This window comes from Microaerobacter geothermalis, assembly GCF_021608135.1.
Taxonomy (GTDB): Bacteria; Bacillota; Bacilli; order DSM-22679; family DSM-22679; genus Microaerobacter; species Microaerobacter geothermalis.
In genome coordinates this window covers 1-18,759 of record NZ_JAKIHL010000034.1, presented here as the reverse complement: position 1 = coordinate 18,759, position 18,759 = coordinate 1, and the positions used below count along the sequence as shown (strand labels likewise).

Here is an 18,759-nt window from a genome sequence, read left to right as displayed (position 1 = left end):
GTTAGATGGGAGAAGTGAGATTTAAAAAAATCGACGAAATCGTCGATTTTTGTTATCTTCGGTATCGTGTTAATGCTCTTACCAAGACCTCCAAGCACTCATTCATGAAATAAGTGGTTAACAAAAACACAACATCCTGTAGCAATGTATAAGGTAGCACCTCCATGTGCGTTTTCATACTCTATCTAAAACGAATCTTTTTTATTAGGTGGAAGAAAGGAATATTTTATGCTGGAAATCATTTTTAAAAAGCTTATAACAGAAAAAATGATACAAGAGGGAGAAACGATCGTGGTAGGAGTTTCAGGAGGGCCTGACTCTGTTGCTCTGCTCCATCTTTTGTTTCAGCTAAGCAAAAGGTATCCGATGGGGCTGGTTGCTGCTCATCTAAACCATAGTTTTCGAGGAGAAGAAGCGGATGAGGATGCATGTTATGTGAAACAATTATCAGATCAACTACATCTCCCATCTGTGATAAAAAAAATGGATGTCCCTTTATTCATGGAGAAAACAGGATTGGGTCCCCAGGAAGCGGCCAGAAAATTGAGGTATCAATTTTTTTTGGAAACTGCCCGAGCTTGGAATGCAAAAAAAATCGCCCTAGGCCATCATGCAGACGATCAAGTGGAAACCATCCTAATGAGATTGATTCGTGGCACTGGGAGTGGCGGTATTCAAGGGATACCTGAAAGAAGAAGCTTAGGCGATGATGTTGAGGTTATTAGACCCCTCTTATCCGTATGGAAAAATGATTTGGAAGCCTATTGTGAGATCCATCAACTCCATCCCCGTTTGGATAAATCTAATCTTAAATCAAAATATACGAGAAATAAGATTAGATTGGAAGTCATCCCATTGTTGGAATCCATCAATCCAAAAGTAAAGGAAAACATTTTGCATTTTCAGCAACAAATAAAAGATGACCATGCCTATATTGAGAAGGAGTCAAAAAAAATCCTTTTATCCGTTTCTCAACATGGGGGGACGAACCAGAACACCGGAAATAGGTGGGTAATCAAACGTTCATTGAAAAATTATCCCGTTACTTTACAAAGAAGAGTGATTAAACTAATATTAAATTATCTGTTTAGAGGGAAAACAGAAATTTCCTATGTACATATTGAATCGGTTCAACATTTTATAAAGGAGAATCAATCGTCTGGAGAAATTCATTTACCCATGGGATTAACCGTAAAAAGAGAATATGACAAAGTAATTTTTTTCTACGACAATGGAATTTCCGCAAGATCTGAAACTTTTCAAGAGGAGCTTCGTATACCAGGTAAGACCTATATTCCCCAAATCAATTGTACGTTTAACTGTTATTTACATGGGGAAAATCTAGGAATAATCGCTTCATCTCCAAATCGGGCTGTTTTTGACTATGAGCAGCTAATTGGGAATAGACTTTGGGTAAGAAGTCGATTGCCGGGGGATTTGATGAATCCTTTGGGGATGAAAGGGAGAAAAAAATTAAAGAATATCTTTATAGATGAAAAAATTCCAAAGGAACAAAGAGAGAAAATTCCAGTGGTTGTGGATGAGAAAGGTCAAATTCTTTGGGTAGCAGGCGTGAAGCGTTCCAATATGGCATTGGTCTCTCCAACAACGAAAAAAATATTGGTGATTGAGATGGAGAATGGGTAGTATAAATCTAGGAGGATCAGATGATGGAAAATGACATTGAGAAAATTTTGCTTTCAAAAGAACAAATCGCTGAGAAAGTCAAGGAACTTGGGCAACAGTTAGCTAAAGATTATAAAGAGAAGAATCCCCTGGTCATTTGTGTCCTTAAAGGGGCTGCTCCTTTCATGTCCAATTTGATTATGGAAATGAACATCCCGTTGGAAATGGATTTTATGGCTGTTTCCAGCTACGGGGCTTCAACTAAGTCTTCGGGTGTTGTAAAAATTATAAAGGATTTGGACACCCCTGTAGAAGGAAGACATGTCATAGTTGTTGAAGATATCATAGACAGCGGTTTAACACTCAGCTACCTTCTTGATATATTGAAGAGGAGAAATGCAGAAACGATTAAATTGGTTACACTTTTGGATAAGCCCCATCGAAGAACAGTGGATTTAAAGCCTGACTATTGCGGATTTGTTGTGCCAGATGAGTTTGTTGTGGGGTATGGATTAGATTATGCCGAAAAATACCGAAATCTTCCATATATTGGTGTTCTCAAATCGGAAGTTTATTCAATTTAGAAAGTTGTCCTTAGACTTATATATGTGGTAAAATAATGGAAGTCGTTTGGCTGTGAGAGGAGGTAACGAATGAATCGATTTTTCCGGAATACCGGATTTTATCTGCTTATATTTTTAGTAACTGTCGGAATTGTGAACTTTATTGCCAATCAAGGGACAGAATCAGCAGAGATTACCTATTCTGATTTTATTCAACAATTGGAAGCCGGAAATGTTGCTGAAGTAACGGTTCGTCCTGAGGGAGGAACGTATTATATTGAAGGGAAATTGAAAAAACCGCTGAATCAGGGAAATGGGTTTTTTTATACCAATGGCCCTTTATATAGTGATATTGTGATTCAGGAACTGGCTGAAGCCAATGTGAAGCAAATCTATGTAAAACAAAAAGGTGATTCTGTCTGGTTGACCTTTCTGACTTCAATTATTCCGTTTGTCATCATCTTTATTTTATTCTTCTTCTTGTTAAACCAGGCCCAGGGCGGCGGAAGCCGGGTTATGAACTTTGGGAAAAGCAGGGCAAAGCTGTACAATGAGGAGAAGAAAAAGGTTACATTTGATGATGTGGCTGGTGCAGATGAAGAGAAGGCAGAGCTTGTGGAAGTGGTTGAATTCTTAAAGGATCCGAGGAAATTTGCCTCTTTAGGGGCGCGAATTCCAAAGGGTGTACTATTGGTAGGACCTCCTGGTACCGGTAAAACATTGCTGGCCCGGGCAGTCGCAGGAGAGGCGGGTGTACCGTTCTTTAGCATTAGCGGATCTGACTTCGTTGAAATGTTCGTGGGGGTTGGAGCTTCAAGGGTAAGGGATCTGTTTGAAAATGCCAAAAAAAATGCTCCATGTATCATCTTTATCGATGAGATCGATGCCGTAGGTAGACAGCGCGGAGCCGGTCTTGGCGGTGGGCATGATGAAAGGGAACAAACCCTTAACCAACTCCTTGTAGAAATGGATGGATTTAGTGCCAATGAAGGAATTATTATTGTAGCGGCCACGAACAGACCTGATATTCTTGATCCTGCTTTACTAAGACCTGGGCGTTTTGACAGACAAATTACAGTGGATCGGCCCGATGTAAAAGGAAGGGAAGCCGTTCTTAAGGTCCATGCCCGAAATAAGCCCCTTGATGAGGACGTTAAACTGGATGTGATAGCTCGAAGGACTCCAGGCTTCACCGGAGCTGATTTAGAGAATCTACTCAATGAGGCTGCATTGCTTGCGGCCCGCAGAAATAAGAAGAAGGTTAATATGCCCGAAGTTGATGAAGCCATTGACCGTGTCATTGCGGGACCGGAAAAGAAGAGCAGAATCATCAGTGATTTTGAGAAAAAACTGGTCGCCTATCATGAATCCGGCCATGCAATCATTGGGTATCATTTGGAGCATGGAGATGCCGTTCATAAGGTTACCGTAGTACCCCGGGGAAGTGCGGGAGGCTATACGGTGATGCTTCCCAAGGAAGATCGTTTCTTTATGACTCGATCTGAATTGTTGGATAAAATTACGGGATTGTTAGGTGGACGTGTGGCAGAGGAATTAGTCCTTGGTGAAATTAGTACTGGTGCCCATAACGACTTTCAAAGAGCCACTAATATTGCCAGACGAATGGTAACTGAATTTGGAATGAGTGATAAATTGGGCCCTATGCAGTTCGGTAGGTCCCAAGGGCAGGTGTTCTTGGGTAGAGACTTCACCCATGAACAGGATTATAGCGACACCATTGCTTACGAGATTGACAAAGAAATGCAAAGGATTGTCCGGGAATGCTATGAACGAGCCACACAACTCTTGACTAAATATCGCGATCAATTAGAATTAATGGCCCAAACACTTTTGGACAGAGAAACATTGGATGCCAATGAAATTGAACAATTGCTTGAAAAAGGAAAAATTGAAGACAAAAAAGAGAATATACAGGAAAAAGAAGAAAATGAAGTAAAAGTCCAAATTCAAGCAAAAAAGGAATCGAAGGAAGAATAATGATGAGAAAAAAGATGCAGGGTGTTTTTCCCTGCATCTTTTTTGGGTGGATTATTCATAAAATTGTGCAAGGATGAATGGATTTCTTGTGATAATATAAAACTAGAAATAGCCCACAAATATATAAAAAGAGTAGAAAAGAGGAGGATCATTCATGCAAACCGTGACACCTGAGGTTGAAGAGGATATTGTTATAGCTCAAAGGGCTGAGATGAAGCCCATCGCCCAAATTGCCAGTGATTTAGGAATACAAGATGATGAACTGGAGTTATATGGGAAGTATAAGGCAAAAATCAATTTAACTATCTTTGATCGCTTAAAAGAAGTAAAGGATGGAAAACTGGTGCTAGTGACGGCTATTAATCCAACCCCTGCGGGTGAGGGGAAATCTACTGTTACAGTTGGGCTTGGGCAGGCATTCAGTCGGTTGAAAAAAAAAGCTATTATTGCCTTAAGGGAGCCTTCACTGGGCCCTAACTTCGGGATTAAAGGCGGAGCTGCTGGAGGAGGCTATTCCCAGGTTGTTCCTATGGAAGATATTAATCTTCATTTTACCGGCGATATTCACGCCATTACGACAGCCCATAATTTGTTATCCGCACTTATCGATAATCATATACATCAGGGGAACCAATTAAATATTGATCCGAGAAGGGTCATTTGGAAAAGAGTATTGGATATCAATGACCGTGCCCTCAGAAATATTGTCATTGGGCTAGGGGGCCCTGTTCAGGGTATTCCAAGGGAAGACGGATTTGATATTACCGTTGCTTCCGAAATTATGGCGGTGTTATGTTTATCTTCGGGTTTGCAGGATCTCAAGGGAAGGTTAGCCAAAATGGTCATCGGATATACCTATGGAAAAGAGCCGGTTACCGTAGGCCAACTTGGTGCGCAGGGAGCGTTAGCACTATTGCTAAAAGATGCTGTTAAACCCAATTTGGTACAAACATTGGAAAACACCCCTGCTTTTATTCATGGAGGACCCTTTGCAAACATTGCCCATGGAACCAACAGTTTAATTGCAACTAAAATGGCTTTAAAATTGGGAGAAATTGTAGTTACAGAAGCAGGCTTTGGAGCTGATCTTGGAGCTGAAAAATTTTTAAATATTGTTTCCAGATATGGAGATCTAAAACCGGGTTGTGTTGTCATTGTTGCTACGTTAAGGGCTCTAAAGATGCACGGCGGAATTCCAAAATCAGAATTGACCCAATCTAATATGCATGCTTTACGGTCAGGGTTTGCTAATTTGTTAAAACATATTGATACTATTAAACAGTTTCAACTACCCTATGTTGTTGCATTAAATAAATTTGCTACTGATACCCAGTCAGAGGTTGAAGCATTTTCCAGTTGGTGTAAGGAAGAAAATATTCCTTTGGGCTTATCTGATGTATGGGCAAAGGGCGGAGCTGGCGGTGAAGAGTTGGCCCATTTGGTGCTGAAACAGCTGGAAAAGGAAAATTCTTACCGGCCTTTATATGACCTTGATCTATCTATTCGAGAAAAAATTGAGATCATCGCCAAAAAAGTTTACGGGGCTTCAGGTGTCAAATTTACTGCCCAAGCAGAGAAACAGTTAAGGGAGTTCACCCAATGGGGATGGGATAAGCTGCCGATTTGTATGGCCAAGACCCAATATTCTTTATCTGATGATCCGGCACTGCTGGGCCGTCCCCATGGATTTGATATTACGATTCGTGAATTAAGACCATCTTTGGGAGCTGGTTTTCTTGTGGCATTAACCGGGGATATCATGACGATGCCTGGACTGCCTAAACGACCCGCTGCCCTTACTATGGATATCGATGAAAACGGAACAATCAAGGGATTGTTTTAGTTATTCAATATTAAACCCCCTGCTCATCAGGGGGTTTAATATTGGAGCCACTTTGGCAATAAAATAAGGAGTGAGGCAAGCAAGGAAGTGGAAAGGATGCTTCTCGTTCGTATAAATAATAAGCCGATTACAAAAAATCCTGCAGGGGCAATGAGAAATGATTGAAGGTATAATTCAGTAGAGGACATCATTCCCTCAAATGTATTTACTGTAAATTGAATCACCGATATGAAGAAAGTGGTGATAAAAAGAGCCCACCATTTGTTTAGTAAACGCTCCAGTGTATTTTGAACGACAATCCTCCAGTATAATTCTTGAATGAGAGCAATAAAGAAATAGGTTTTGAGAAACTGCCAGAAGAACATTCCCCATGGAGGGAGGCTCATTTCTTTTGGCCATTGAAGAGAACCTGCCATTTGAAAGATGATGGATAAGCTAAGGACAACAACTATCTGCTTCAATGGATGGTAGAAGGAAAAACCGATGTATTTCCATCCGTTCCTTTGGGATAAATAGGGTATCACGGCTAGTAAAAATAAGCTAAGATTAATGGTATATCCATACCAATGGAAATTGTCCTTCAAGATTATTTGGCTGACAGCAAATAACACAAAAATACTAAAAAGATAAAGGTTAGAAGGATGATGGCTCTCGTTTGAAATAAATTCCCATTTTCGGTAGGGGAATATTTCCACCGTGAGCATCAGGGTAAGAAGCAAAATCATGAAAAAGAAAATAGTTGTTATAATAGTTACTTTGCTGATAATAACGTTTTTGGGAAAGGGATTTGCTTTTAAAGGATTATCATATGAGATCACCTTTTCACCTTTTTTCTGAAATTTAATGGTGTCATATTCCTGGTACTTAACCCATAGCCCTTGATTATCATGAAATAAAGCTAATCCTTCTTTATCCGCAGGGATATAGTTTCTTTGGTACCCAAAAAGATAGATTGAAAAATAGAGAAGCTTCCGGTCCTTTAACATGTCGTTTGCCTTATTTCTTACTTTATCAGGGAGTATACTTGCGGTTTGTTTCAGTTCAACTTTCAAGTGATCCCAACTATTTTCATTTAAAGGAAAATATGCCGAGGAGATAGATGTTTTTAATGGGTTTTTTTCGTTTGGCGGATTGAAGGTTAATTCTCCTTCCCCTATTATCAGGATTCCGCGAAAGTCACCTTTTTGTGAGTAGCTAGGTAATACCAGTCCCCCTTGCTCCCATTTTACGGACAAATAATTAAACAAGGGTGGTTCCCAAGTGGTAAAGGTATATGCTTCCTTCAATTGAAGAATTTGATCCATCTCACCGCTAAAGGTTTCATCGGTGGTCATAAGAAAAACCATGAAAAATCCTGATAACAAAAGTAATACCAATAGAACGTATGAGTATGAGTAAGGATTACTAAAAAACCGTTTCATTATTCCTTTCCTTTCTACTAAGCAGGATAACTATTGTTTTCGGCAAATCCCGACAAAATCCTTCTAGTTAAGGAATAACCTACTTATTAAATCAAATTGAAAAATATTAAGATGTAGTTTAACTTATATATAATGGTAATTTCAGAAAAAATATTAAGGCAGGGACAGAATATGTTGCTTGTAATGGATGTAGGAAATACAAATATTGTAATTGGTGTATATAAAGGGGGGGATTTGGAGCACCATTGGCGAATCGCAACTAATCGGAATCAAACAGAGGATGAATACGGGATTATTGTAAAAAATCTGTTCCATGATGCCGGGCTGTTTGTTGGGGAAATAAAAGGAATTGTCATTTCATCGGTAGTTCCCCCCCTTATGTTTGCTTTGGAACGGATGTCGGAGAAATATTTTAATCAAAAACCAATGATTGTCGGACCCGGAATAAAAACAGGATTAAACATAAAAACAGAAAATCCAAGGGAGGTGGGTGCCGACCGAATCGTCAATGCTGTTGCAGCGATTCAACTTTATGGGACACCGCTCATTATTGTTGATTTCGGTACAGCTACTACCTTCTGTTATGTGAATGAAGAAGGACATTTGATGGGATCTGCCATCGCTCCTGGAATACAGATTTCCACTGAAGCATTGTACAGCAAAGCGGCCAAACTGCCCCGCATAGAACTGGCGAAGCCACCCAGTGTGGTAGGTAGGAACACAATCACCGCGATGCAATCGGGGATTTTCTATGGGTTTGTTGGACAGGTAGATGGAATTGTGGGCAGAATGAAAGAAATAAGCATGTCCGAGCCAACTGTTGTTGCTACAGGAGGCTTGGCAGAATTAATTGCAAAGGAATCAAAACATATCGATATTATTAACCCATTCTTAACCCTTCAAGGATTACAGATTATTTTTGAAAGAAACAGGGGGACATAAGATGTCAGATTATTTGATAAAGGCAACCGCTTATTCAGGACAGATTAGAGCGTATTCATGCCGCTCAACCCGCCTGGCAGATGAAATAAGAAGGAGGCATGGTACTTGGCCTACAGCCACTGCTGCTATGGGTAGAGCGATTTCAGCAGGGGCGATGATGGGAGCCATGTTAAAAAGTGAAAAAGACCAGTTAACCATCCAGATCAAAGGAAATGGACCCTTGGGACATATTGTGGTTGACGCAAATGGAAAAGGGGAAGTTAGGGGTTATGTTCATCATCCTCATGTGAATTTACCCCTAAATGAAAAGGGAAAATTAGATGTTGCCGGCGCCGTGGGAAGAGAAGGTTTTATCTATGTGATTAAGGACTTAGGGTTAAAGGAGCCATACAGAGGAAGTATTCCAATCGTTTCAGGAGAGTTGGGAGAAGATTTTACTTACTACTTTGCAAAATCTGAGCAAACCCCTTCAGCTGTAGGACTAGGGGTAATTGTTGAGACCGATGGGTCAGTAAGAGCCGCAGGCGGTTTTATCATCCAAGTCATGCCTCAAGCGGATGATCATGTCATTGACTCAATTGAGGAAAGGATTTCACAAATCGATTCCGTATCTCGACTGATCGAGGAAGGACTGACACCCGAAGAAATGCTAAAGAATATTCTGACTGATGATCTAAAAATATTAGAGAGAAGAAGCCTTTATTTTTCATGTCGCTGCTCTGTAGAGAGAGTGAAGAATATGTTAGTTAGCTTGGGCCGTGAAGAGTTGAATGACATGATAAAAAATGAACAAGAAACAGAGATCATTTGTCAATTTTGCAATGAAAAATATGTATTTAAAAAGCAAGAGATAGAAAGATTTTTGGAACAATTAAATTGTTAAAGAGGAGAGCCATATGAAGAGCGGATGGATGCGGGGAATTATTATTCTTTTAGTTTTTGTTTTAGGCTTATCAATCGGATATTTTTTGCCAGACAGGAAGGAGAAGATGGATGTTCCTGTTGCTTCAGTCGGGGATGAAATCATCACAGAATTAATGTGGCTAAATCAATTAAAAGAAGATTACGGTGAACAGGTTCTTCAGGATATGATCGACAGAAAAGTGGTTTTCTCTGAAGCCAATCGATTAGGGATTACTGTCTCTGACAAGGAAATTGAACAGGAAATCCAGAAAATGAGAAAGGCATATGAAAATGATGAACAGTTTCTCAACTCATTAAAGGAGCAATCAGGAACAACTTTGGAACAGTTGAAAGAGGATATGCGCTATTATTTAACGTGGGAAAAATTGGCCACCAAAGATGTTGTTGTTTCTGATCCGGAAATAGAGGAATACTACAATAACAATCTTTATTTGTTTCAAGAACCTGAAAAAGTTCATGCCTGGCAGATAGTTGTCTCGACTGAAGAAGAAGCAAAACAGGTGATAAGAGAATTGGAAGAGGGTACAGACTTTTCTACCTTGGCAAAGGAGAGATCAATGGATCTTTTAACGGCTAATCAGGGAGGGGATTTAGGTTTCATTTCATTAAATGATTCCTACTTTGATCCTTCCTTTTTAGAGGTCGCCTTTTCCCTCAAAGAAGGGGAAATCAGTTCACCAATTCCTGTGGAAAAAGGCTTTGTCATTTTAAAAGTAACAGAGAAAGTAAAGGAAAGGATCATCCCTTTGGATGAAGTCAAAGATACCATCAGAAAAGAAATTGCCTTATCCCAAGTTCCATCCTTACCGCAAGTGTTGGATCAATTAAGAAAACAGGCCAAGGCACAAATATTGATTAATGATAATGGTAAGTGACACGAATGTGAGGGGAAATGGTGTGAAAAGAACAAAAAAAGTGTGGGAACTCCTGCTTAGAGAAGTAATCCCCCAAAATGGAATCGATCCAGTCTACTGGTTTAAATCCTGGGCAGGGGTTTATCCACATTCTTTCCTTTTAGAAAGTGGTCAATCCGGTCGCTATACGTATATTGGCAAAGGAGGCGGGGAAATTGTTTACGGCAAGAATAAAATAAACACAAGAGTTCATCATGGGATTAGCCAGACAAAAATAGGGGACCCTTTTTCATTTTTACAAAGTTGGATGAAAGATTGGAGTTCATCTGAAGGCTCCCATGATCTTCCGTGGACAGGTGGGGCAGTTGGATATTTCAGTTATGATATGGTTAAACACATTGAAAATATTCAGGATAAAGCGATAGATGATCTGCTATTACCTGATTTTTATTTCATGGTTGCCGATGAGCTGATTATTGTAGATCATAAAGAGCAGAAAGTACTGGTTTTGGTAGCCTTACCTGTTGAACCTGGAGAGGAATTAAAAAGGGATGCTGAATGTAGATTAAAATACCTTGAGCAAATCGTAAATGGGGAAAGAAAAGAGGAGCGTCCGTTGTGGAAACCCAAATTATCCGGCAACTCCATTTGTGATGTCTCCTACTCCTTTCAAAAGGATGAGTTTGAAGAGGCTGTAAGAAAGGTGCAGAATTATATTTCTGCCGGAGACGTGTTTCAAGTGAACTTGTCATTAAGACGTTCCCAGAGGCTTGATGTGCATCCTTTCGATATATATTGTAAACTAAGAGAAATTAATCCTTCACCATATATGGGTTATCTTTCTTTTGGAGATTTTCAATTGGTATGTGGATCGCCGGAACTTCTTGTCAGAAGGATAGGAGACCGGCTTGTAACCAGGCCAATTGCTGGCACAAGGAGGCGTGGGGATTCCAGAGAAGAAGACTTAATACTGTCTAAAGAATTGATTGAAAACGAAAAAGAAAGAGCCGAACATATTATGCTTGTTGATCTTGAAAGAAATGATTTAGGAAAGGTATCCAGATATGGAAGTGTGCAGGTTACTGAATTAATGGCGATTGAAGAGTACTCGCATGTCATGCACATTGTTTCCCAAGTAGAAGGGATCCTATTGCCTGATAAGACCAATATAGAAATTATCAAGGCTTTTTTTCCGGGAGGGACCATAACCGGGGCACCAAAAGTGAGAACCATGGAAATTATAGAGGAATTAGAAAAAGTGAAAAGAGGAATTTATACAGGATCTATTGGATGGATAGGCTATAATGGGAATATGGAAATGAATATTGTCATTCGGACCTTAATTGCCAAGAATAACATCGGACATGTCCAAGCAGGAGCGGGAATAGTTATTGACTCTGAGCCGGAGAAGGAGTACTATGAATCCTTAAAAAAAGGACAAGCTTTATGGAAAGCCGTTGAGTTGAGCGTAGAAGAGAATCGAAGAGTTGAGGTTGGAGGATGAGCCGCTATGATATTGATGATTGATAATTACGATTCGTTTACTTATAATTTAGTCCAATATCTTGGTGAAATTGGTGAAGAGTTGAAGGTTTATCGCAATGATGAAATTCGTTTAACGGAGATAGAAGAATTAGACCCGGATTTCATCATGATTTCCCCCGGACCCTGTACTCCTAATGAAGCAGGAATCAGTCTTGAAGCAATTCGGTATTTTTCCGGGAAAATACCCATATTTGGGGTCTGTCTTGGGCATCAAGCTATTGCTCAGGTATTTGGGGGAGAGGTTGTACGTGCTGACAGATTGATGCATGGAAAAACATCAGAAATACTTCATGATGGGAAGACAATTTTTGATGGAATTCCTTCACCTTTTCGAGCAACAAGATACCATTCCCTTATTGTGCGAAGGGAAACCCTTCCTCCTGTATTGGAAATCAGTGCTTGGACTGATCAAGGGGAGATTATGGGAATCAGACACCGTGAATTAGCGGTGGAGGGGGTTCAATTTCACCCTGAATCAATTATTACAGATTATGGAAAGCAGCTGCTTCAAAATTTCTTAATGAACTATAAGAAATAGGGTAATTTTATGAAGATTTTACTGAATGGGAAATTGTACAATAGAGATGAAGCCGTTTGTTCCGTAATGGACCACGGCTTGTTATATGGTATTTCCGTTTTTGAAACATTACGGTTGTATGACGGATTTCCTTTTCTTTATAAAGACCATTATTTACGATTGTCATCTGCCCTTGTTGAATTGGGTGTAAAATGTCCATTTACAGATGAAGATTTTATCGAAATGATCCAGTTTACTGCCTATTCCAATGAATTAAATCAGGCTTATATACGGGTGACTGTCACTGCAGGAATTGAGGAATTGGGGATTCCTTACGGTGAATATCATTCGCCTCAGGTCATTGTGATGGCAACCCCTTTAAAGCAAACAAGAAGTAACAAAAAAGGGTTAATTCCTTTAAACGTACCTAGAAATACACCGGAAGGATATCAAAGATATAAGGCATCCTTTATTAATAATAGAATTGGGAAAAGAGAACTGGGCAACCAACCTCATATGGAAGGACTTTTTTTGACTCGTGAAGGGTATATAGCAGAAGGAATTGTCAGCAATATTTTCTTTGTGAAATCAGGAATTCTTCATACCCCATCCCTCGAGACGGGCATTTTGCCAGGTGTTACACGAAAATTTGTAATGGCTTTGGCCCGCAAACTAGGCATTCCATTTCAGGAAGGATTATATAAGTTGGAGGAGTTGGAAACCTCTGAAGAGGTGTTTATAACAAATTCCGTCCAGGAAATTGTGCCGATTTCCTTCATCCAGAACCGGATATGGGACAAACATCCGCTAAGCTCATTTTTGCATGGTGAATATAAGAAATATGTGTATGATTTAAATTCTTATCGTAATATTTGAAAATAAAAATGAATTCTGTGAGGAGAATTGAGATGAAATATAACCCATATCAGCTGTTTCCAGAAAATCAGTTAGATATTATGGATTACATGAAGGAGATAGGAGCTGATGTTGGGGGAATTCACCTGATGGCTCCAAAAGCTGAGTCTTTGTTCATTCATCTTCAAAATGTATCTTTAATTCAAGCCAATATATTGAAGCAGGAGATGTTGTCTAAAGGTGGAGATGCCGTTGTCCATAAACTGGTTTCCACATTGAAGAAGGATCATTCCGATGTGATTCTGATCGCTACTCTGAAGCAATTGAGGGAAGTGATAAGGAAATTAAAAAGCCAGCCCTTTGGATTAAAAAGAATGGCTGAGGAATTAGAGGAATTTTTATTGTCCAGGGAAAGGGGCAAGGATGTAAGATCCCTTGATTGCCGGGGAAAAGTTCTTGAACTTGGAAGAAAAACGCTTGTAATGGGAATTGTAAATGTAACGCCGGATTCTTTTTCTGATGGCGGAAAATATGATGATTTGGAACGAGCCGTTCAACATGGGAAACAACTCGTTTTAGAGGGGGCAGACATTCTAGATATAGGTGGTGAGTCAACAAGACCTGGACACCTCCCAGTACCCTTGGAAGAGGAGGTTCGGAGGGTCATCCCAGTTATTGAGGCTCTTTCCAAGGAGGTGGATGTTCCCATTTCCATAGATACTTATAAAGCAGAGGTTGCTAGGAAAGCAGTTGAAGCTGGAGCTCATCTCATCAATGATGTTTGGGGCTGCAAAGCAGACCTAAGTATGGCAAAGACAGCTGCCCAATTAGATGTTCCCATTATCCTGATGCATAACCGGGAAACCGCTGATTACACCAATCTAATTGATGATATGGTAAAGGATTTGCGAAGAAGCATTCAGTTGGCTTTGGAAGCTGGAATTCATAAGGAAAAGATTATCGTAGACCCTGGAATAGGGTTTGGTAAGACCTATGAGGACAACCTTGAAGTCATGAGGCGTCTGGAAATTTTCTCATCTCTAGGGTATCCTCTTTTACTGGGAACTTCTAGGAAATCAATGATCGGCAATACTCTTCATCTTCCTGTGGATCAAAGGGTAGAAGGGACAGCCGCCACCCTTGTAGTAGGGATCATGAAAGGTGCACAAATTGTAAGAGTCCATGATGTAAAAGAAATGGTTCGCGTCTGTCGTATGACGGATGCGATGATAAGGAGATAATAGAATGGATCAGATTCACTTACGAGGGTTACAATTTTTCGCATATCATGGTGTATTTCCAGAAGAAAACAAGTTAGGTCAAAGGTACATCATTAACCTTACCTTGTCCTTAGATTTATCTAAAGCCGGGAAGAGTGACGATCTGTCAGAAACCGTTAATTATGCGGAAATTTATCATGTCGTAGAGGATATCGTGAAGGGTGAAACATATCAGCTGATTGAATCCCTAGCGGAAAGAATAGCCCAAAAGCTTTTATTTCACTATCCTATTGAGAATGTAGATGTAGAAGTAATTAAACCTAACCCGCCTATTGATGGGAATCTAGATTATATTTCAGTTCAAATCAGGAGGGGTCATGAAACCGTGTAAAGCTTATCTGGGGTTGGGAGCTAATATTGGAGATAGGGAAGATCAGCTGATAAAAGCTTTGGAACTTATCAACTCTAATAATGAGATGGAGGTTACCAAATTATCTTCTGTTTATGAAACAGAACCAGTGGGGTATATTGAGCAGCCTCCTTTCCTGAATATGGTTATTGAAATAAATACGTATTTGGAACCTGAAGCACTGCTTTACCGATTATTATTCATTGAGAAATCATTAGGTAGAGAAAGAAAATTAAAGTGGGGGCCGAGAACGATCGATATAGATATCTTATTATATGATAAACTAGAAATAAATCGGCCTGATTTAATCATTCCCCATCCGAGAATGATTGAACGAGCTTTTGTGATAATTCCGTTAATGGATCTGAATCCTGATCTGATGATTCCCGGCTTAGGGAAGTCCGTGAAAGAGCTGGCTAAGACGATCAATATCAGGGGAATTACCCCGTTAAAGGAGATTCAAATTGTGGGTGAACAACATGAAAATCGGAGATATTGTTTTAAATAATAATGTTGTATTGGCACCGATGGCAGGGGTTTGTAACCCTGCATTCCGTTTGATTGCTAAGGAATTTGGAACAGGTTTGGTCTGTGCTGAAATGGTAAGTGACAAGGCCATTCTGCACGGAAATGAAAGAACTATTCGTATGCTTTATGTAGATGAAAGGGAAAAACCCTTAAGCTTACAGATATTTGGTGGAGACAAGGATTCTCTGGTGGAAGCGGCAAAGATTGTCGATACTGAGACGAACGCGGATATTATCGACATTAATATGGGTTGTCCTGTTCCTAAAATCACCAAATGTGATGCAGGTGCAAAATGGCTTCTTGATCCCCGAAAAATTGAGGAAATGGTATCAGCTGTTGTCAAGGTTGTTCATAAACCGGTTACCGTAAAAATGCGGATGGGATGGGATAATCAGCATATCTTTGCTGTTGAAAATGCAAGGGCCGTAGAGCGTGCAGGAGGACAAGCCGTCACTATACACGGCAGAACGAGAGAACAGATGTATAGCGGTAAAGCGAATTGGGACATTATTAAAGAAGTGAAGGAAGCAGTATCCATACCTGTTATTGGAAATGGCGACGTATTTTCTCCGGAAGATGCAAAACGATTAATTGATCATACCGGCTGTGATGGCGTGATGATTGGGCGGGCAGCATTAGGCAACCCATGGATGTTGTATCGGACCGTTCATTATTTGACAAAAGGGGAATTGCTTCCGGAACCTACAGCAAAGGAAAAAATAAATATTGCTCTTCTTCATATGGATCGTTTAATAAAAATAAAGGGGGAAAAAATGGCGGTCTTAGAGATGAGAAAGCATGCAGCATGGTATATAAAGGGATTAAAGGGTGCTGCACAGGTAAGGGAAAAAGTAAATGAACAGACTACCAGAGAGGGAATGGCCCGAATTCTTTTGGATTTTGTTGAACAGTTAGAAAATATGGACCAAGTTCATCGGCCAAAGACGCTTCACTAAATCCAGGAATTGTTGACAACCGAATACAGATACCATATAATATCGAGCAGGCTACAAGAGCAACTGCCAGTGACACCACTGGCAGTTCTTCATAATCATAAAATGTTAATTACTACACATAGGCTCTTGATGGTTTACATATAATCCTATGGTAAAGTCCTTAAAAACGGGGGGAATAACATGTCAGAAAAAGAAGTGATTTTAACACCTGATGGTCTTAAGAGACTTGAAGAAGAATTAGAGGAGTTAAAATCGGTCAAACGAAAAGAAGTTGCTGAACGGATAAAAGAAGCGATTAGTTATGGAGATATTAGTGAGAATTCGGAATATGAAGAAGCTAAGAATGAACAGGCTTTTATTGAAGGCCGAATTATTACCCTGGAGAAATTACTAAGAAATGCAAGAGTGATTCGAAATGATGATGTACATACCGATGTTGTAAGCATAGGATCTACTGTGAAATTAAAGGATTTGGAATTTGGGGATGAGGTAGAATACACGATTGTTGGTTCTGCTGAATCCGATCCGTTTAATAATAAAATTTCCAACGAGTCTCCTGTGGGAAAAGCCATTCTTAATAAACAAAAGGGAGCGATTGTGGAAGTTAATGTCCCTGCTGGCGTGATCCAATATAAAATACTTGATATAAGAAAATAGGCAAATTAGGAGATGATGTCATGAGCCAAGAGGTAGAATTAAATGAACTGCTTCTTGTGCGCCGCCAAAAATTGGACGAACTCAGACAAATGGGGGTTGATCCCTTTGGAGTTAAGTTTGTACCAACAGAATCAGCACAAGAAATTTTAGATCGATACGCTCAGATTGAGAAGGAAGAATTGGACAAAATGGAGGTAGAAGTGAGTATAGCTGGCCGTATCATGGCCAAAAGAGGCCATGGTAAGGCTGGCTTTGCTCATATTCAAGACAGAACAAATCGGATTCAAATTTATGTTCGATTGGATACCGTAGGCGATCAGTCTTATCGGGTTTTTGAACTGTGTGATATTGGTGATATTGTAGGGGTCAAGGGGAAAGTTTTTAAAACAAATCGAGGAGAAACCAGCGTAAAGGTTGAGCAATTTGTACTGTTAACTAAATCCCTTAGGCCCCTTCCGGAAAAATTTCATGGATTAAAAGATGTTGAACTTCGATATAGGCAGCGGTATTTAGATCTTATTATGAATCCTGATGTGAAGGAAACTTTTATCATTAGGAGTAAAGTAATTCAAAATATGAGAAGATTTCTTGACGATAGAGGGTATTTGGAAGTAGAGACTCCTACCCTCCATTCCATCGCAGGAGGAGCAGCAGCCCGTCCTTTTATTACTCATCACAATGCCTTGGACATGCCATTATTTATGAGAATTGCCATTGAACTTCATCTTAAAAGATTAATCGTTGGCGGTCTGGAAAAAGTATACGAAATAGGCAGAGTTTATCGGAATGAGGGGGTTTCCACACGCCATAATCCAGAATTTACCATGATAGAACTTTATGAAGCCTATGCAAATTTTCATGATATTATGCGATTGACTGAAGATATGATCCAATTTATTGCCTTGCAAGTTCTTGGAAAAACAAAGATTGAATACCAAGGGCATCAGGTTGAGTTAAAGACTCCGTGGAAAAGGATTTCCATGGTAGATGCCATAAAAGAAGTGGTAGGCATTGACTTTAGTAGAGAAATGACAGACGCCGAGGCTCGACAGTTAGCTAAAGAGCATAACGTTGAAATTACCGAGCATATGACCTTTGGTCACGTCGTCAACGAGTTTTTTGAACAATTTGTTGAAGAAACACTGATTCAACCAACCTTTGTATACGGTCACCCGGTAGAAATATCTCCTTTAGCAAAAAAGAACGAAAAAGATCCCCGTTTCACAGATCGATTTGAACTGTTTATCGTTGGCCGTGAACATGCAAATGCCTTTTCCGAGCTTAATGACCCCATTGACCAACGTGACAGATTTGAGAAGCAACTAGAAGAAAGGGAAATGGGAAATGATGAGGCCCATGAAATGGATGAAGATTTTATAGAATCTCTTGAATATGGGATGCCTCCAACAGGGGGATTGGGAATCGGAGTAGACAGGCTGGTAATGCTGCTAACGGACTCTCCCTCAATCAGGGATGTATTGTTATTTCCTTTGATGAGAGAAAGGAAAACTGAATCATAATTGGATTTTTAAATAGTGATAAACATTGCCCTGGGTTTTTCCCGGGGTAACGTTTTATACTCAATGACTAACCGCTACTCCTTGCAATTACATGAAATTACCATTGATTTTCGGATGAAAAAATGATACATTACAACATGTCGCTGCAAGGGGGCAGGCAAGAACGAGAAGATAAAGTTTCAAAACAAAAAATTTCCTCTTGCAAATTCTTATCAAACATGATATATTATTTCTTGTCGCCGCGATGGGGCGGCGAAGAGGGAAGGAAGAAAGATGTACCTTGAAAACTGAACAGTGCAGAAGCCAAGCGAACCCTGAAGATTCAAATGGAGTAAGGAAGAGTCTAAGGGACTCATAAGGATAGAAGAGCAGATTAAACTT

General features: G+C 39.8%; 16 protein-coding genes and 2 pseudogenes. 17 read left to right on the top strand and 1 reads right to left on the bottom strand.

Annotation, left to right across the window (positions count from 1 at the left end; genetic code table 11):
• The first annotated feature begins 228 nt into the window (after positions 1-228).
• From tilS to L1765_RS12025, 4 genes are all read left to right on the top strand, one after another.
• A complete protein-coding gene (gene tilS, locus L1765_RS12040; RefSeq protein ID WP_236407733.1) occupies positions 229-1,647 on the top strand; it encodes a tRNA lysidine(34) synthetase TilS in 1,419 nt (472 codons plus the stop codon).
• Positions 1,648-1,670: 23 nt separating this feature from the next.
• Complete coding sequence (hpt, locus tag L1765_RS12035) at positions 1,671-2,210, top strand: hypoxanthine phosphoribosyltransferase (RefSeq protein ID WP_236407732.1); 540 nt, start codon at positions 1,671-1,673, stop codon at positions 2,208-2,210.
• 69 nt (positions 2,211-2,279) lie between these two features.
• Complete coding sequence (gene ftsH, locus L1765_RS12030; protein WP_236407731.1) at positions 2,280-4,187, top strand: ATP-dependent zinc metalloprotease FtsH; 1,908 nt, start codon at positions 2,280-2,282, stop codon at positions 4,185-4,187.
• Positions 4,188-4,341: 154 nt separating this feature from the next.
• Positions 4,342-6,030, top strand: a complete 1,689-nt coding sequence (locus L1765_RS12025) for a formate--tetrahydrofolate ligase (protein ID WP_236407730.1) — start codon at positions 4,342-4,344, stop codon at positions 6,028-6,030.
• Positions 6,031-6,065: 35 nt separating this feature from the next.
• Here the strand turns inward: L1765_RS12025 and L1765_RS12020 are convergent, their stop codons facing one another.
• A complete protein-coding gene (locus tag L1765_RS12020; protein WP_236407729.1) occupies positions 6,066-7,376 on the bottom strand; it encodes a CPBP family glutamic-type intramembrane protease in 1,311 nt (436 codons plus the stop codon).
• Positions 7,377-7,622: 246 nt separating this feature from the next.
• On the opposite strand from L1765_RS12020, the gene L1765_RS12015 reads away from it, so the two are divergent.
• The 13 genes and pseudogenes from L1765_RS12015 to lysS all read left to right on the top strand — a co-directional run bounded on the left by L1765_RS12015 (position 7,623) and on the right by lysS (position 18,378).
• The gene (locus L1765_RS12015; RefSeq protein ID WP_236407728.1) at positions 7,623-8,393 is read left to right on the top strand and encodes a type III pantothenate kinase; all 771 of its coding nucleotides are present in this window, start codon (positions 7,623-7,625) and stop codon (positions 8,391-8,393) included.
• Position 8,394: 1 nt separating this feature from the next.
• Entirely contained in the window at positions 8,395-9,276 is an 882-nt protein-coding gene (gene hslO / locus L1765_RS12010) for an Hsp33 family molecular chaperone HslO (RefSeq protein ID WP_236407727.1), read from the top strand.
• Between the two features lie 13 nt (positions 9,277-9,289).
• Positions 9,290-10,192, top strand: coding sequence for a peptidyl-prolyl cis-trans isomerase (locus tag L1765_RS12005; protein ID WP_236407726.1), 903 nt, complete (start codon positions 9,290-9,292; stop codon positions 10,190-10,192).
• Positions 10,176-10,664: pseudogene (locus tag L1765_RS16275) on the top strand (hypothetical protein); the annotation flags it as partial. The gene L1765_RS12005 and the pseudogene L1765_RS16275, both read left to right, overlap by 17 nt.
• Positions 10,665-10,835: 171 nt before the next feature.
• Positions 10,836-11,675, top strand: a pseudogene (locus L1765_RS16270) (anthranilate synthase component I family protein); the annotation flags it as partial.
• A gap of 6 nt (positions 11,676-11,681) precedes the next feature.
• A complete protein-coding gene (gene pabA / locus L1765_RS11995) occupies positions 11,682-12,254 on the top strand; it encodes an aminodeoxychorismate/anthranilate synthase component II (RefSeq protein ID WP_236407724.1) in 573 nt (190 codons plus the stop codon).
• Positions 12,255-12,263: 9 nt separating this feature from the next.
• On the top strand, positions 12,264-13,109 hold the full coding sequence (locus L1765_RS11990; protein WP_236407723.1) for an aminotransferase class IV: 846 nt from the start codon (positions 12,264-12,266) through the stop codon (positions 13,107-13,109).
• 32 nt (positions 13,110-13,141) lie between these two features.
• On the top strand, positions 13,142-14,329 hold the full coding sequence (gene folP / locus L1765_RS11985) for a dihydropteroate synthase (RefSeq protein WP_236407722.1): 1,188 nt from the start codon (positions 13,142-13,144) through the stop codon (positions 14,327-14,329).
• A 4-nt stretch (positions 14,330-14,333) separates the two neighbouring features.
• Positions 14,334-14,699: a dihydroneopterin aldolase gene (gene folB, locus L1765_RS11980; protein ID WP_236407721.1), complete on the top strand. Its 366-nt coding sequence runs from the start codon at positions 14,334-14,336 to the stop codon at positions 14,697-14,699.
• The gene (folK, locus tag L1765_RS11975; RefSeq protein WP_236407720.1) at positions 14,686-15,225 is read left to right on the top strand and encodes a 2-amino-4-hydroxy-6-hydroxymethyldihydropteridine diphosphokinase; all 540 of its coding nucleotides are present in this window, start codon (positions 14,686-14,688) and stop codon (positions 15,223-15,225) included. Before folB ends, folK begins: the two co-directional genes overlap by 14 nt.
• A complete protein-coding gene (gene dusB, locus L1765_RS11970) occupies positions 15,197-16,201 on the top strand; it encodes a tRNA dihydrouridine synthase DusB (protein ID WP_236407754.1) in 1,005 nt (334 codons plus the stop codon). Before folK ends, dusB begins: the two co-directional genes overlap by 29 nt.
• A 180-nt stretch (positions 16,202-16,381) precedes the next feature.
• Complete coding sequence (greA, locus tag L1765_RS11965) at positions 16,382-16,858, top strand: transcription elongation factor GreA (protein ID WP_236407719.1); 477 nt, start codon at positions 16,382-16,384, stop codon at positions 16,856-16,858.
• 20 nt (positions 16,859-16,878) lie between these two features.
• Entirely contained in the window at positions 16,879-18,378 is a 1,500-nt protein-coding gene (lysS, locus tag L1765_RS11960) for a lysine--tRNA ligase (RefSeq protein ID WP_236407718.1), read from the top strand.
• Positions 18,379-18,759: the final 381 nt, after the last annotated feature.